Source organism: Actinoplanes oblitus (genome assembly GCF_030252345.1).
GTDB classification, from domain to species: Bacteria; Actinomycetota; Actinomycetes; order Mycobacteriales; family Micromonosporaceae; genus Actinoplanes; species Actinoplanes oblitus.
Genome location: NZ_CP126980.1, coordinates 2,613,896 through 2,626,640, shown reverse-complemented (window position 1 = coordinate 2,626,640; position 12,745 = coordinate 2,613,896). Strand labels below are relative to the sequence as shown.

15 protein-coding genes are annotated in these 12,745 nt (G+C 72.8%); 7 read left to right on the top strand and 8 right to left on the bottom strand.

The features are described 5' to 3' along the window. The first annotated feature begins 76 nt into the window (after positions 1–76). The gene (locus tag Actob_RS11845) at positions 77–1,285 is read left to right on the top strand and encodes an MFS transporter (protein ID WP_284920148.1); all 1,209 of its coding nucleotides are present in this window, start codon (positions 77–79) and stop codon (positions 1,283–1,285) included. Between the two features lie 86 nt (positions 1,286–1,371). Here the strand turns inward: Actob_RS11845 and Actob_RS11840 are convergent, their stop codons facing one another. Then, positions 1,372–1,950, bottom strand: coding sequence for a TetR/AcrR family transcriptional regulator (locus tag Actob_RS11840; RefSeq protein ID WP_284920147.1), 579 nt, complete (start codon positions 1,948–1,950; stop codon positions 1,372–1,374). A gap of 139 nt (positions 1,951–2,089) precedes the next feature. Here Actob_RS11840 and Actob_RS11835 point away from each other — a divergent pair, with 139 nt between their 5' ends. Next, positions 2,090–2,701 carry a hypothetical protein gene (locus tag Actob_RS11835; RefSeq protein ID WP_284920146.1) on the top strand — a complete coding sequence of 204 codons (612 nt, stop codon included), beginning with the start codon at positions 2,090–2,092 and terminating at the stop codon, positions 2,699–2,701. 93 nt (positions 2,702–2,794) lie between these two features. On the opposite strand, the gene Actob_RS11830 is transcribed toward Actob_RS11835, so the two are convergent. Then, positions 2,795–3,727, bottom strand: a complete 933-nt coding sequence (locus Actob_RS11830; RefSeq protein WP_284920145.1) for an NAD-dependent epimerase/dehydratase family protein — start codon at positions 3,725–3,727, stop codon at positions 2,795–2,797. A gap of 193 nt (positions 3,728–3,920) precedes the next feature. On the opposite strand from Actob_RS11830, the gene Actob_RS11825 reads away from it, so the two are divergent. Next, positions 3,921–4,568 (top strand): TetR/AcrR family transcriptional regulator, encoded by a 648-nt coding sequence (locus Actob_RS11825; RefSeq protein WP_284920144.1) that lies wholly within the window; start codon positions 3,921–3,923, stop codon positions 4,566–4,568. A gap of 124 nt (positions 4,569–4,692) precedes the next feature. On the opposite strand, the gene Actob_RS11820 is transcribed toward Actob_RS11825, so the two are convergent. Beyond that, positions 4,693–5,256: a DUF2087 domain-containing protein gene (locus tag Actob_RS11820; protein ID WP_284920143.1), complete on the bottom strand. Its 564-nt coding sequence runs from the start codon at positions 5,254–5,256 to the stop codon at positions 4,693–4,695. Between the two features lie 240 nt (positions 5,257–5,496). Here Actob_RS11820 and Actob_RS11815 point away from each other — a divergent pair, with 240 nt between their 5' ends. The 3 genes from Actob_RS11815 to Actob_RS11805 all read left to right on the top strand — a co-directional run bounded on the left by Actob_RS11815 (position 5,497) and on the right by Actob_RS11805 (position 7,750). Further along, the gene (locus tag Actob_RS11815) at positions 5,497–6,600 is read left to right on the top strand and encodes a lytic polysaccharide monooxygenase auxiliary activity family 9 protein (RefSeq protein WP_284920141.1); all 1,104 of its coding nucleotides are present in this window, start codon (positions 5,497–5,499) and stop codon (positions 6,598–6,600) included. Positions 6,601–6,819: 219 nt separating this feature from the next. After that, on the top strand, positions 6,820–7,452 hold the full coding sequence (locus Actob_RS11810; RefSeq protein ID WP_284920140.1) for a DUF3159 domain-containing protein: 633 nt from the start codon (positions 6,820–6,822) through the stop codon (positions 7,450–7,452). 58 nt (positions 7,453–7,510) lie between these two features. Then, on the top strand, positions 7,511–7,750 hold the full coding sequence (locus tag Actob_RS11805) for a hypothetical protein (RefSeq protein WP_284920139.1): 240 nt from the start codon (positions 7,511–7,513) through the stop codon (positions 7,748–7,750). 40 nt (positions 7,751–7,790) lie between these two features. On the opposite strand, the gene Actob_RS11800 is transcribed toward Actob_RS11805, so the two are convergent. After that, complete coding sequence (locus tag Actob_RS11800; protein WP_284920138.1) at positions 7,791–8,633, bottom strand: helix-turn-helix domain-containing protein; 843 nt, start codon at positions 8,631–8,633, stop codon at positions 7,791–7,793. Positions 8,634–8,723: 90 nt separating this feature from the next. On the opposite strand from Actob_RS11800, the gene Actob_RS11795 reads away from it, so the two are divergent. Next, a complete protein-coding gene (locus tag Actob_RS11795) occupies positions 8,724–9,098 on the top strand; it encodes a YybH family protein (protein WP_284920137.1) in 375 nt (124 codons plus the stop codon). A gap of 3 nt (positions 9,099–9,101) precedes the next feature. Here the strand turns inward: Actob_RS11795 and pcaDC are convergent, their stop codons facing one another. From pcaDC to pcaH, 4 genes are read right to left on the bottom strand one after another with little or no spacing between them, the layout of a single operon-like run. Next, a complete protein-coding gene (pcaDC, locus tag Actob_RS44200; protein WP_284920136.1) occupies positions 9,102–10,217 on the bottom strand; it encodes a bifunctional 3-oxoadipate enol-lactonase/4-carboxymuconolactone decarboxylase PcaDC in 1,116 nt (371 codons plus the stop codon). Next, positions 10,211–11,425 (bottom strand): lyase family protein, encoded by a 1,215-nt coding sequence (locus tag Actob_RS11785; RefSeq protein WP_284920135.1) that lies wholly within the window; start codon positions 11,423–11,425, stop codon positions 10,211–10,213. The genes pcaDC and Actob_RS11785 overlap by 7 nt, the downstream gene beginning before the upstream one ends. After that, on the bottom strand, positions 11,422–11,988 hold the full coding sequence (gene pcaG / locus Actob_RS11780; protein WP_284920133.1) for a protocatechuate 3,4-dioxygenase subunit alpha: 567 nt from the start codon (positions 11,986–11,988) through the stop codon (positions 11,422–11,424). The genes Actob_RS11785 and pcaG overlap by 4 nt, the downstream gene beginning before the upstream one ends. Next, positions 11,985–12,725 carry a protocatechuate 3,4-dioxygenase subunit beta gene (pcaH, locus tag Actob_RS11775; RefSeq protein ID WP_284920132.1) on the bottom strand — a complete coding sequence of 247 codons (741 nt, stop codon included), beginning with the start codon at positions 12,723–12,725 and terminating at the stop codon, positions 11,985–11,987. The genes pcaG and pcaH overlap by 4 nt, the downstream gene beginning before the upstream one ends. Positions 12,726–12,745 lie beyond the last annotated feature (20 nt).

Here is a 12,745-nt window from a genome sequence, read left to right as displayed (position 1 = left end):
GGCGCGGCCTGACCATAGTCAGCACCGCCGGATGTGACCTGGACCACCGGCTTCTCCTCCTCCGGAAGGCCCCGCCATGCCCGAAGCCGTCACCCAGCGCCGCGCCGGCGCCGGCCAGCTGGTGCTGCTGCTGGCCGGCAGCTGCCTGTCGGTCCTCGGCGCGGTGCTGATCGCACCGGTCCTGCCGCAGATGACCGACCACTTCGCCGGGGTGGCCGGCGCCGACGTGCTGGTACCCGTCGTCCTCACCGTGCCCGCCCTGGTGATCGGCCTGACCGCGCCGTTCGCCGGTTTCGTCGTGGACGCCCTGGACCGCAAGCGGCTGCTGATCGCCGCGATGGTCGGCTACGCCATCTGCGGCACCGCGCCGCTCTACCTGACCACGCTGCCGGCCATCATCGGCTCCCGGGTCCTGGTCGGACTCTGCGAAGCCGCCATCATGACCTGCTGCACCACCCTGATCGCCGACTACTGGTCCGGTCCCCGGCGCAGCCGTTACCTGGGCCTGCAGACGTTGCTCGCCGCGGTGTCCGCCACCGTCTTCCTGGGCCTGGGCGGTGCCGTCGGGGGGTCCGGCTGGCGAGCCCCGTTCTGGCTCTACACCGTCGCGCTGGTCCTGGCCGTCCCGATGGTCCTGCTGATCTGGCAGCCCGCGGCGGCGCCCCGGCCCACCGGCGCGCTCGCCGAGCCCCGCCGGCTCCCGCCGCTGCCCTGGCGCCGGCTGCGCACCCCGTGCCTGGTCACCCTGGCCGGCGGGGTCGTCTTCTACGCCCTGATCGTGGAGCTGTCCTTCGTGCTGGACGAGGTGGGCGTCACCGAGACCGCCACCATCGGCGCGCTCAGCGCCCTGATGTCGCTCGCCACGGCCGTCGCGGCCGGCTCGTTCGCCAAGCTCTCCGCGCGCACCCCGCGCCGGCTGCTGCCGTTCGCCTTCGGGCTGGCCGCCCTCGGCTTCCTGGTCATCGCGGCCACCGCCTCGGCGCCGGTGATCACCATCGGCGCGGTGCTCACCGGTGCCGGCACCGGCCTGCTGCTGCCCACCCTGCTCACCTGGGCCACCAACCGGCTCGGCTTCGAGGAACGCGGCCGGGGCACCGGCCTGTGGACCGGCACCCTGTTCGTCGGCGAGTTCCTCTCCCCGGTACTGATCAACGGCCTGGCGGCGGCCGTCGGCGGCCTGCGCCCGGCACTCGGTGTCCTCGGCGCCCTGACCGCGGTCCTGGCCGCGGCGATGCCCCTGATCGTCCCGCGCGACGCGGCCGCGCTGAACGTCACCACCGACTGAGGCACGCCTTCACCAGGGAGCACACCGCACTGTCCCGGGCGGGCCGTCTCACTCGAGTCCCGCGGCGCACGGGAGGGCCGGGGACTTCAGCCGTCTTGTGGGGCCGGGCCGATCGGCTCGTCGAGGTAGCGGCGGATGGTGCCGGCGAGGGCGTGGTGGAGTCGGTCTCTGCTCATCGAGGCCAGCGGCTCCAGCCGTAGCAGGTATCGGCAGTAGGCCAGCCCGATCGTCTGGCTGACGATCAGCGCCGCCCGCTGTTCGACGTCGGCGCGCTCCGGGAACGCCTCCTTGAACACCGGCAGGAATTGGCGGTCGAGCACTCCCTGGAGCTGCTCGACCGCCTCCGGATGCGTCGGCGCGGCACGAAGCAGCGCGGCCAGCGCCGACTGGTCGCGCTCCCAGACGTCGATGAAGACCGTGGCGTACCGCTCGGCGAAGTCGCTGCCCGGGGCGGCGTCGATGCTCGTCGGCGAGGCGGTCCAGGAGGCGGCGTAAAAGAGGTCCGCCTTGCTGGTGAAGTATCGGATGACCATGGACGGGTCCACCCCGGCGTCCTGGGCGATGGCGCGGATGGTGGTGCGGTCGTAGCCGTCCGCCGCGAACCGGCGGGCCGCTGCCGCCAGGATCGCGGTGCGAGCCTTGGCCGATCTCTCCGTAAATGCCACGACTGGAGCATAGCGCAACAACTGTTGGCCAACGGCCGTTGGCAACCTAGGCTGAGTCGCCAACGGGCGTTGACAAACAGCTGTTGGCAAAGCTGTCCGCGCCGTCCCGGCAGCTGTCCGGCTCTCCGAGGAGACCCCTGTGTCCCAGACCCGAAAGACCGCGCTCGCGGCCGGTGGCGTAGCCGCCGCCCTGATCTCGTTGTTCGCCTGGCTCTCGCCGGGCTCAGCGCTGTGGTGGACGTTCATCCCGGCCATGGTGATCGCGTACGCCGCACACCTGATGACCACCAACCGGCGCCGGCCGGATCCGGCGAAGGTGTTGCCGATCTATCTGGTCGGCATGGCGTGGCAGTTCCTGCACTTCGCCGAGGAGTTCACCAACGGATTCAACCGCCGCTGGCCGACCGAGGTGTTCGGCGCGCAGGCCATGACCTTGAACAAGTTCGTCTGGATCAACATGATCTCCTACGCCGCCTTCGCCATCGGCGCTCTCGCCATCTACCGCGGCTGGCGGGTCCCGCTGCTGATCGCCTGGTTCTTCGCGGTGATGGGCGCGATGGGCAACGCCATCGGCCACATCGTCTACGACCTGATCGCCGGCGACCTCAGCTTCCCCGGCTTCTACACCGCCCTCGGCTACTGGGTCATCGGCCCGGTGCTCGTCTACCGGCTGTGGACCGCCACCCTGCCCGACGCGGTGCCGGCAGCCGTGACGGCCCCCGCGGTGGCCAGGGCGGCGACGGTCCGATGAGCACCGGCCACATCCCGGACGGCGAAGTTCGCTGAGCGGCCGGGCGGCCACAGCGGCCCCACCCTGTCCCCGCGCGGGCTGGATCCGCGGCAGTCAGGACACCTGGAGGCCTTGACGCCAGGACGGGTGCGCCGGCCGCCAGCCCAGCTCGCGCTTGGCCTTGGCGTTCGAAGCGCCGCGGAGTTCGGTCATCAGCACGACGCCGGGCTCCCCGGCGGCCAGCCGCCCGACGAACCGTGGCACCCGCATCGGCTTCCGGGCACCCAGCTTGCGGGCCAGTTCCGGCAACCACTCGGCGACCGGTGCGGGATCGTCGTCGACGATGTTGTAGACACCGGGGGCGCCCTTGTCGACCGCCGCGGCCGTCGCCTCCGCCGCATCGGCGACGTGGACGAACGACCATACGCCGCCGCCGTCGCCGACGATCGGGAACTTGCCCTTGCGGATCGCCTCCAGCTGCGCGGAACCCGGGGCCATCGAGGTGCCGGGTCCGTAGAACGCGCCGTAGCGCAGCACGATCCCGTCGATCCCCTCGGCGCCCAGCACGGCGCTTTCCAGGTGCCGGATCGCGGCGACCATCGGAGCCATCTGGCTGACCGGCGACGGGTCGAGCGGGTCCTGCTCGGTCTTCACCGGCCCACCCGTCCGGGCGTAGGTGAACGCGCCGTTGCTCTGCGCCACGAACCGCCGCACTCCCGCCGCGCGCCCCGCGGCCAGAAGGTTGTCGGTGCCCTCGATGCGCAGCCGGTCGGTGGCGGCGAAGCTGCGCTCGAAGTGGCGTGTGTCGATGTGCCCGATGGCGGTCAGCTGGTGGATGATCACGTCGGGCTTGGCCTCGCGGACCGCCGCCTCGACCTGGGCGCGGTTGAGCGCGTCCGCGACGGTCGGCACCGCGCCGAGTTCCGACAGGGCCGCCTTGCTCGACTCGTTGCGCGTCATGGCGAAGACCTCGTGACCGGCGCTCACCAAGCGCGGCACGAGCTGCTTGCCCATCGCTCCGGTCGCGCCTGCTACCAGCACTCTCATGGTCGCCTCCTGATTCTCCCGTTCTCACCTGCGGGCATCCGCGCATGGCAGGCCGGAGCCGGGCCGCGCGGGCAGACTCTGCCGCCTTGTGCAATCATTGCACTCAAGTGCAATTAATGCATGACGGTATACTCGGCTCCGATGGCCGTCAAGGCGGTCGTGATCACAGGCTTCGAGGTGGGTGGCATCGCCGATGACTATGGAGAAACCGGTGCGCAGCGGTGGCCGGGAGGCGCAGCGGCGCCGCACCCGGAAGGCGATCGTCGATGCGGCGGTACGCCTGAGCACGCTCGGATCAACGCCGTCCATCGACGAGATCGCGGCCGCCGCCGACGTGTCGCGACGCACCGTCTACATGTACTTCCCGGCGCTGGACGAGCTGCTCCTCGACGCGACGGCCGGCGCGCTCAACGAGCCGCCGGTGGAGGCGGCGCTCGCGGATCCCGCGCTCGCCGACGATCCGGCGGGGCGGGTCGACGCCCTCATCCGGACGCTGCTGGACTACTCGCCGCAGTCGCTACCCCTGGGGCGCCGCATGATCCGTCTGACCGTCGACCCGGCCGCCGGCGGCGCCGCCGAGGCGACCGGCCCACGCCGCAGCCAGCGCCGGATCGAGTGGCTGGACAAGGCCTGCGAGCCGTTGCGTGACAGCCTGGGCGAGCCGGCCTACGAGCGCCTCATCTCCGCGCTGACCATGGTGGTCGGCTGGGAGGCGCAGATAGCCCTGCGAGACGTCCGCGGCCTCGACGCGGAAGCCGAGCGGGAGGCCATGACGTGGGCCGCCCGAGCCCTCGTGGAGACCGCGATCAGGGAGCGCGACCGGCGGGCTCAGAACCGCTAGTGGAGGATGCGCGTGCCCTGGCGGGACATCGCGGCGCTGCGGGCGGTCCGGAAGGTACCGCTCGACTCCCCTGGTCCGAAGCCTGCGGACAGCCGTCGCGGCCGGCCGATCGGGCCGTCCGGCATCAATTCGCGGGGGTGTAGATCCGGCCGGCGCCGTAGACGGTGCCGGCCCGGTCGCGCTCCAGCCAGCCGGTGTCGACGAGCATCCGGCGGACCGCCGCCACGTCGTCGGCCACCACCGCGATCCGGGCGTTCACCTCGTCCTCGGTGAGCAGGTCCTGGACCGCCACGAAACGTGCCAGCAGCTCCGCGATCTGCTGGTACCGCTCGCTCAGCGTCGGCGGCAGGGCGGTCAGCCGGCCGTACGCGAAAAAGCTCCTGAGCTGTGGATACTCCCCGAGCAACGGCGCGATCGGCAGGCTCGCCGACAACGCCTGCGCCGCCTCGCGCAGCGCCTCCGGCCGGGCCCGGTAATACCCGTCGCCGCTGCCGGTGGCCAGCCCGAGCGCGGCCAGCCGGCCCAGCGCCTCCCCCGCCTGCGGCTTGCCGACGTCCAGGTGGAACGCCAGCTCGGCGAGGGACGATCCCTCGCCACCCCGGCGGACCAGCTCGGCGAAGGCGCGCAGGCGGGCGGGGTTGGACAGCTGGGTGAGCAGTTCGGCGGCACGGGCGGCTTCGGCGGACATCCCGACAACCTAGGAACTCCGGGGCCGGCCGGCACCCGATTTTCCGCATCGTCGCCGGGAACCCGCCGGAGCATCGCGGGCCGATTGACAACTCTCGATCAAGCGGGCACGCTGGGCGGCACAGCACTCGACGAGAGACGCACGCGGGTACCGCGGAAGCCCGGGCAGCTTCCGACATCCCCCCCGCAGCCCGGCCGTCGCTACCCACGGCGGCCCTGAGCTCAGGAGTGCTGAGTTCGCATGACTCACGTCGTACCCAAGAAGTTCTTGATCTCCGCCCTGGTGGCGGCCCTGGCCGCCGCTCTCGCCGTGCTGGTCGCGCCGGCCTCGCCCGCCGCGGCGCACGGCAACGTCATCGGTCCCGCCTCGCGCAACTACGGTTGCTACGAACGGTGGGGCGACAGGTTCCAGGCGCCGGAGATGGCGACCGAGGATCCGATGTGCTACCAGGCCTGGCAGGCCGATCCGCAGGCGATGTGGAACTGGAACGGCCTGTTCCGCGAGGGCGTGGCCGGCAACCATCAGGCGGCCATCCCGGACGGGCAGTTGTGCAGCGCCGGCCGGACGCAGAACGGCCGGTACGCCGCGATGGACGCGATCGGCGACTGGAAGGCGACGACGATCGCCAACTCGTTCACGGTGCGGCTCTTCGACGGGGCGCGGCACGGCGCCGACTACATCCGGGTCTATGTCACCAAACCGTCCTACAACCCGGTCACCACCGCGCTGAAGTGGTCCGACCTGGATCTGGTGAAGGAGGTGCCGAACACGCCGGCGGCGCAGTGGACCGAGCAGCTCAGCAACGGCGTGCAGATGGACATCCCGGTGGACCTGTCCGGGCGGTCCGGGCGCGCCATGGTCTACACCATCTGGCAGGCGAGCCACCTGGACCAGTCGTACTACTTCTGCAGTGACGTGAACTTCAGCGGTACGACCTCGCCGTCCTCGCCGTCGCCGTCCTCGCCGTCGCCGTCCTCGCCGTCGCCCTCCTCGCCGTCGCCGAGCTCGCCGTCCCCCAGCTCGCCCTCACCGTCCACGCCGGTGCCGGCGGGCGGATGCCGCGCGGCGATCTCCGTCGCCTCGCAGTGGTCGGGCGCCTACCAGGCGACCGTGACGGTGACCGCGGGCAACGCGGCGGTCAAGGGCTGGGCGGTGACGCTCACCTACGGCGCCGCGCAGACCGTGCAGCAGTCGTGGAACGCGACGGTGCTGACCAGCGGCAATCAGATTCAGGCGTCGAACGCCACCTACAACGGCGCGCTGGCGGCCGGCGGTTCGGCGACGTTCGGCTTCATCGCGACCGGCACCCCGGCCACCCCAGCCGTCAGCTGCTCGGCGGTCTGACCCCCTCCCCGGGGCGCGCGACACTTGCTACAGTGCGATGAACTGGGAGCGCTCCCAGGGCCGTTTGGATTCGAATGGAGGCGCAGCAATCCCCCGCGTGATCTCACGCAGTGCTGCTACACCATGGACGGGGAACGAGGCAGCCCCACCTCGCTCCCCGTCCCACCCTTTGCCCACCGCCTGGGTTAGGCTGCCCTAACCTCTAACAGGCGGGTGGAGATGGCGCAGCCGGAATCGCTGTCGGAATTGCTCAACGGGCGGCGCGCCGCCATCGACGCGTCGTGGCCGGCCGTCGGCTTCCTGGGCGGCTGGCTGATCTTCCACACCATCGGGGCCGGCACGGCCGGCGCCCTGCTCGCCGCCCTCGGCGTGGTCGGCTGGCGGCTGCGTCGCGGCGACAAGCCCCGCGCCGTGCTGATCGGCCTGCTCGGCGTCTGCGTGGCCGCGCTGATCGCCCTGCGCACCGGCAAGGCCGAGGACTTCTTCCTGCTGCAGCTGCTGAGCAACGGCGCCAGCGTGCTGGTCTGGGCGATCAGCATCGTGATCCGGTGGCCCCTGCTCGGCGTGGTGGTCGGCGCCGTCCTCGGCCAGCGCACCCGGTGGCGCCGCGACCCGGAGCTGCTCCGGGCGTACTCCCGGGCGAGCTGGGTGTGGGTGCTGCAGTACGTCGTCCGGGTCGCGGTCTTCCTGCCGCTCTACGCCGCGGAGCAGCCGGGCGCGCTGGCCGCCGCGCGAATCGCGCTGAGCTGGCCACTGGTCGCCGCCTGCCTGGCGGCCAGCTGGTGGGTCATCCAGCGCACCCTGCCGGCCGGCCACCCAGGCCTGCGCCACCCGGTCGTCCAGCCCGCCTGAGCGGTCCCGCACCACCGAGGACCTGGCCGGACCGATGGGCATCGGGCAGCATGAATGGATGGCGCCCGATTACACCATCCAGATCGAATCGTCGGACTACGACTACGACTGGCAGGTCGTCAGCCGATCCCCGCACGTGACCGACGACCGCGACCCCGCCACCCTGGGTGACGCGGTGGTGGAGGACCACTGGATCGCCGACGGCGCGGACTGGCGGGTGCGGATCTGGCTCGGCCACGACGCCGACCCGGAGAGCAAGCCGGTCTACCACACCGGATGGAACGACTACGAGCCATGACACCGGCGGGCGGCCGCCGGCCGAGCGCACTCCCCGGGGATCACGCGGCCGGATCGGCGGCCTGCCGCCACCGGGTCGGCGCGACGCCGGTGTGGTGGCGGAAGAACGTGGTGAAGCTGGGCGGGTCGGGAAAGCCGAGCCGGCGGGCGCACGCGGTCACCGGCAGGCCGGTGTGGGCGAGCAACCGCTTGGCCTCGAGCAGGATCCGCTCGTCCAGGAACCGTTTGGCGGGCACCCCGGCGGCGGCCCGGGTGGCCCGGGTCAGCGTGCGCGGGGCGTAACCGAGCTGCCGGGCGTACCAGTCGACCCGGTGATGCGTGGTGAACCCGGCCTCCACGGCGGCCCGGAAGCTCCGGAAGATCTCGTGCGCCGCACCGTCGGCCACGGCCGGTGCCGGGGCCGTGCGGACGGCGCGGTGCAGCAGCGCGGCCAGCAGCGCGGCCAGCACCTCGGGCGCGTGCAGGGCGGGGTCGGCCAGCTGGGCGGACTGCTCGGCGGCCAGGTGCGCGGCGGCGGCCCGCAGCAGGGGCCGGGAGGCCGCCGGGGCGAGCCAGGTGAGTGGGGCGGGCGGCTCGACGGTCACCGCCTGCGGGGTGCAGAGGATCAGCGGGCCGTCGACGGCGTCCACGTCGGACCAGCGGTGGACAACGCCGGGCCGGATCCAGACGACAGTGCCCGGGACCAGCGGAAAGTCGGCGAAGTCGGCGCGGTGCCGGCCGGCGCCGGACTCGACCAGGGCCAGGACGTGGAACTCCGGGCGTTGCCAGCCGCGGCGCCGACCGGTCCGGTCCATCCGGCGCAGCGCGGCGAAGCTGAGCACCTCGACCGCGGCCGGAACGCCGGCGACGTACCGGACCTGCCAGATCTCGTGTCCGATTGTCACAAGTAGCTGTCGCCTTTCGCCGAGGCCGTACGGACGTCTGAAAACTACCGTCGGAGGGGCAACAACGGAGCATCGACAAGGAGTGGGAACATGACGGTCACGACGGCTTTTGACATGTCGGCGGCGTTCCAGGAGCTGGTGAACGGTAGGGATCTGGACGGTCTGCTCGACCTGTTCGGGCCGGGCGCGGTGAGCCGCACGGTGGGCGGCGAGGTGCTCACCGACCCGGACCGGATCCGGGCCGACCTGGCCGGCCTGCTGGCCGGCAACCCGCACCTGGTGAACACGCCACGGCACACCCTGGTCAGCGGCGACGTCGCCCTGATGCTGATCGACTGGACGCTGGAGGTGGACACACCGGACGGCCGGGCACAGCTCGCCGGCACCACGACGAACGTGGTGCGCCAGACCCTCGACGGAGGCTGGCGCTTCGCCGTGCTGAACCCGGCCGGCACTGCCGCGTAGCGCTCACCGCTCGGCGGCGAGGACCTGCTGGGCGATGCGGAAGGCGGTGTTCGCGGCCGGGACCCCGCAGTAGATCGCGGTCTGCAACAGCACCTCCTTGATCTCGTCGGGGGTCAGGCCGTTGGTACGCGCCGCGCGGACGTGCATGGCCAGCTCCTCGTGGTGGCCGAGGGCGACCAGCGCGGTCAGCGTCACCATCGAGCGGCTGCGGCGGTCCAGGCCGGGCCGGGTCCAGATCTCGCCCCAGGCGTAGCGCGTGATCAGGTCCTGGAAGTCCCGGGTGAACGGGGTGGTCCCGGCGGTCGCCAGGTCCACGTGTGCGGCGCCGAGGACCTCCCGGCGGACCCGGATGCCGGCCGCGCGCACCTCCTCGAAGTGCTGGTCCAGCAGGAACGCCACCACCTCCGGTGACTCGGCCGGGGCCAGGTGCGCGACGTCGTCGAGGACCACCAGCCGGCCGTTGAGCGCGGTCTCGGCGATCAGGCGCAGCCCGTCCGGCGGGGTGGGCCGGTCCTGGCCGCCGGCGACCGCGAGCAGCGGCGTGGCGATCTCGGCGAGCCGGTCCCGGACGTCGAACCCGGCGAGCGCCTCGCAGCAGCGGGCGTAGCTCTCGTCGTCGGTCGCGCGCAGCGCGTCGAGCAGCGGTTCCCGGCCGGCCGCCGGGAAGCCGGCGCCGAACCAGCGCTCGATCGAGCCGGGGACGACGGCCTCGGTGCCCTTGGCGCGGACCAGCGCGGCCCGCTCGTGCCACATGTCCGGTTCGCCGATCTTGGCGCCGGTGCAGAGGACCGCCGCCGCGGTGACCCGTTCCGGGGCGTCGAGCAGCAGCTGCAGGCCGATGGCGCCGCCGATCGAGTCGCCGGCGTACCGGAAACTCTCCCCCGGCCGCAGGCCGTCGGCCAGGTCGACGACTGCGCGGGCCAGGTCGGCGACGGTGAACGGGCCGGCGGCCGGGGCGCTGCGGCCGTGGCCGGGCAGGTCGAAGCCGACCACGTGGTAGCGGCCGTGGAGCCGCTCGGCGCACCGCGCCCACAGGCTCTCGGCCGAGGTGCCGACGGACGAGCCGAGCAGCAGCAGCGGACGGTCCGGCGCGTCGGTGAAGACGGTCGCGGTCAGCACGAGAGTCCTTTCGACGTCAGAGCCCGGGCCAGGACCGCGTCGATGATCTCGTCGGTCGCGCCCAGGTAGGGCTGGTCGGGCGCCGCCCCCGGCGTGACCGACTGCTGTTCGGCGTCGATGCCGGGCCGCGCCTCGTGCAGGGTGGCCAGCATCTTGCCGGTGTCCACCCGCAGCCCGGCGAGCAGTTCCGCGGTCTGCGCGCCGGCCACCACCGTGCGCCGGGCCAGGGTGCGCAGGGTGGGCCACTCGACGTGCCACCCGCCGTCCGGCCGCTCGTCGACGGCGGCCGCCGCGCCGGCGTGCACCAGGGCGGCGAGCGGCGGGCCGGCGAGCGCGGCCCGTTTGATCAGCACGGCGTGCACCGGATTCCGCTTGTTCGGCATGGCCGACGAGCCGCCCTTGCCCTCGGCCGCCCCCTCGATCAGCTCGTGCACCTCGGGACGGGAGCCGACAAGCACGTCGTTGGCGATCTTGCCCCAGGCGTCGGTGCAGGTCACGAACGCGTCGGCGACCCGGGTGAGCGGGGCGCGGCTGGTGTGCCACGGCTCCCGGACCGGCAGCCCGAGCCGCTCGGCGGCAGCCGCCACCAGCTCCCGGGCGCGGGCCGGATCCCCGGCGACGGCGGTCGGCGCGGCCAGGCTGCCGGCCGCCCCGCCGACCTGGATCGGCAGGCTCCCGGCGGCGGCCAGGTGCTCCCGGGCGTCCAGCACGCCGGTCAGCCAGCCGGCCGCCTTCAGCCCGAAGGTGATCGGGATGGCGTGCTGGGTCAGGGTCCGGCCGGCCATCCGGGTCTCCCGGTGCTCGTCGGCGAGCCGGGTCAGCGTGCCGATCTGGGTGAGCAGGTCGGCGCGCACCCGGGCGACCGTGTCGCGCAGGCACAGCACGATCGCCGTGTCGATGACGTCCTGGCTGGTCAGACCCTTGTGCAGCCAGCCGGCGGCGGCCGTGTTGCGGCCCCGGAGGCGGCACTTGAGCCGATTCAGCAACGGGATCAGCGGGTTGCCGCCGGACTCCGCGGCCACCGCCAGGTGCTCGAGATCCGCCGGCCCGGCCAGCGGGGCCAGGTCGGGCAGCTCGATGTCGGCGATGCCCAGGTCGACCAGGGCGGCGAGCCAGGCCGACTCGACGCGGACCATGGCCGCCACCACCGCCGCGTCGGTGAACAGGTCGCCGGCGCGGTGGTCGCCGGGCCAGAGCAGGTCGCTCACGCCCAGGCGTCCCGCAGGCGGGGATAGGTCAGGAAGACCGTCTCGTCCGGGCCCTGCAGGCGGATGTCGAAGACCAGTCCCCGATCGGCCCGCCGGGTGATCAGCGTCCCCCGCCGCTGCGCGCCGACCGCCGACAGCAGCGGGTCGGCGGCCAGCGCCGCCGCGTCGTCCGGCAGGTACGCCCGGGTGAACAGCCGGTCCAGCAGCCCGCGGGCGAAGACGGTCACCGCGAAGAACGGCGCCCGCCCCGGCTCGGTGGCGCCCGGCTCCACCGTCGCGAACTGGTAGTTCCCGTCCGGGTCGGTGGCGGCCCGCCCCCACCCGGTGAAGGTCCAGCCGTCGCGGCGCAGCGAGCCCGGCTGGCGCACCACGTGCCCGCGCCGGTCGGCCTGCCAGATCTCGATCACCGCGTCCGGCACCGGTGCGCCGGCGCCGTCGGTGACCCGGCCGTGCAGCCGGACGGCACGCGGGTGGGCGGGCGGGACCAGCTCGTTCATCTGCGGGTACTCGAGCCCGAGGTGGAAGAAGGGGCCGACCGTCTGGCCGGGGACCGCGGCGCTCATGCGTTGTCATCCTCGGTGTCGAGCGGAGTGCGGTGGCTGCCGGTGAGCACGATGTCCCAACGGTATCCGGTGTTCCACTCCGGGGTGGTGAGGTCGTGGTCGTACTGGGCGATCAGCAGGTCCCGGGACTTCGGGTCGGTGATCGACTGGTAGATCGGGTCGTACCTGAATAGGGGGTCGCCCGGGAAGTACATCTGGGTGACCAGGCGCTGGGTGAAATCGGTCCCGAAGATCGAGAAGTGGATGTGCGCGGGGCGCCACGCGTTGAGGTGGTTGCGCCACGGGTACGGGCCCGGCTTGATGGTCTGGAACCGGTAGTTCCCGTCCGCGTCGGTGAGGCACCGGCCGACCCCGGTGAAGTTCGGGTCGTGCGGCGCCGGGTGCTGGTCCCGCTGGTGGCGGTACCGTCCCGCCGCGTTGGCCTGCCACACCTCGACGAGCTGGTGCGCCACCGGGCGGCCGTCGCCGTCGAGCACCCGGCCGGTCACCACGATGCGCTCGCCGAGCGGGGTCCCGGCGTGCTGGATGGTCAGGTCGGCCTCGTCGTCGGCCACGTCCCGGTGCCCGAAGGCGGGTGCCCACAGCTCCACCGACTCCGGGTCGATCAGCTGGAGTGGCTGCTTGGGGTGCCGCAGCACGCTGCTGCGGTACGGCGGATAGTCGATCCTCGGCTGCGGACCGCCCGGTTGCTGGGCCGCCGCCGCGATTTCCTGGTCGATGTCAGCCTGGGTGTTCACCACCCGGACGCTAGGCGGTC

What these genes read in the sequence shown, in the direction of transcription:
- Actob_RS11795 (WP_284920137.1), top strand. Translation starts at nt 8,724, where the DNA reads ATGACGGTCACGACGGCTTTTGACATGTCGGCGGCGTTCCAGGAGCTG.
- Actob_RS11820 (WP_284920143.1), bottom strand. Translation starts at nt 5,256, where the DNA reads ATGTCCGCCGAAGCCGCCCGTGCCGCCGAACTGCTCACCCAGCTGTCC.
- Actob_RS11830 (WP_284920145.1), bottom strand. Translation starts at nt 3,727, where the DNA reads ATGAGAGTGCTGGTAGCAGGCGCGACCGGAGCGATGGGCAAGCAGCTC.
- Actob_RS11815 (WP_284920141.1), top strand. Translation starts at nt 5,497, where the DNA reads ATGACTCACGTCGTACCCAAGAAGTTCTTGATCTCCGCCCTGGTGGCG.
- Actob_RS11845 (WP_284920148.1), top strand. Translation starts at nt 77, where the DNA reads ATGCCCGAAGCCGTCACCCAGCGCCGCGCCGGCGCCGGCCAGCTGGTG.
- Actob_RS11810 (WP_284920140.1), top strand. Translation starts at nt 6,820, where the DNA reads ATGGCGCAGCCGGAATCGCTGTCGGAATTGCTCAACGGGCGGCGCGCC.
- pcaG (WP_284920133.1), bottom strand. Translation starts at nt 11,988, where the DNA reads ATGAGCGCCGCGGTCCCCGGCCAGACGGTCGGCCCCTTCTTCCACCTC.
- Actob_RS11825 (WP_284920144.1), top strand. Translation starts at nt 3,921, where the DNA reads ATGACTATGGAGAAACCGGTGCGCAGCGGTGGCCGGGAGGCGCAGCGG.
- Actob_RS11805 (WP_284920139.1), top strand. Translation starts at nt 7,511, where the DNA reads ATGGCGCCCGATTACACCATCCAGATCGAATCGTCGGACTACGACTAC.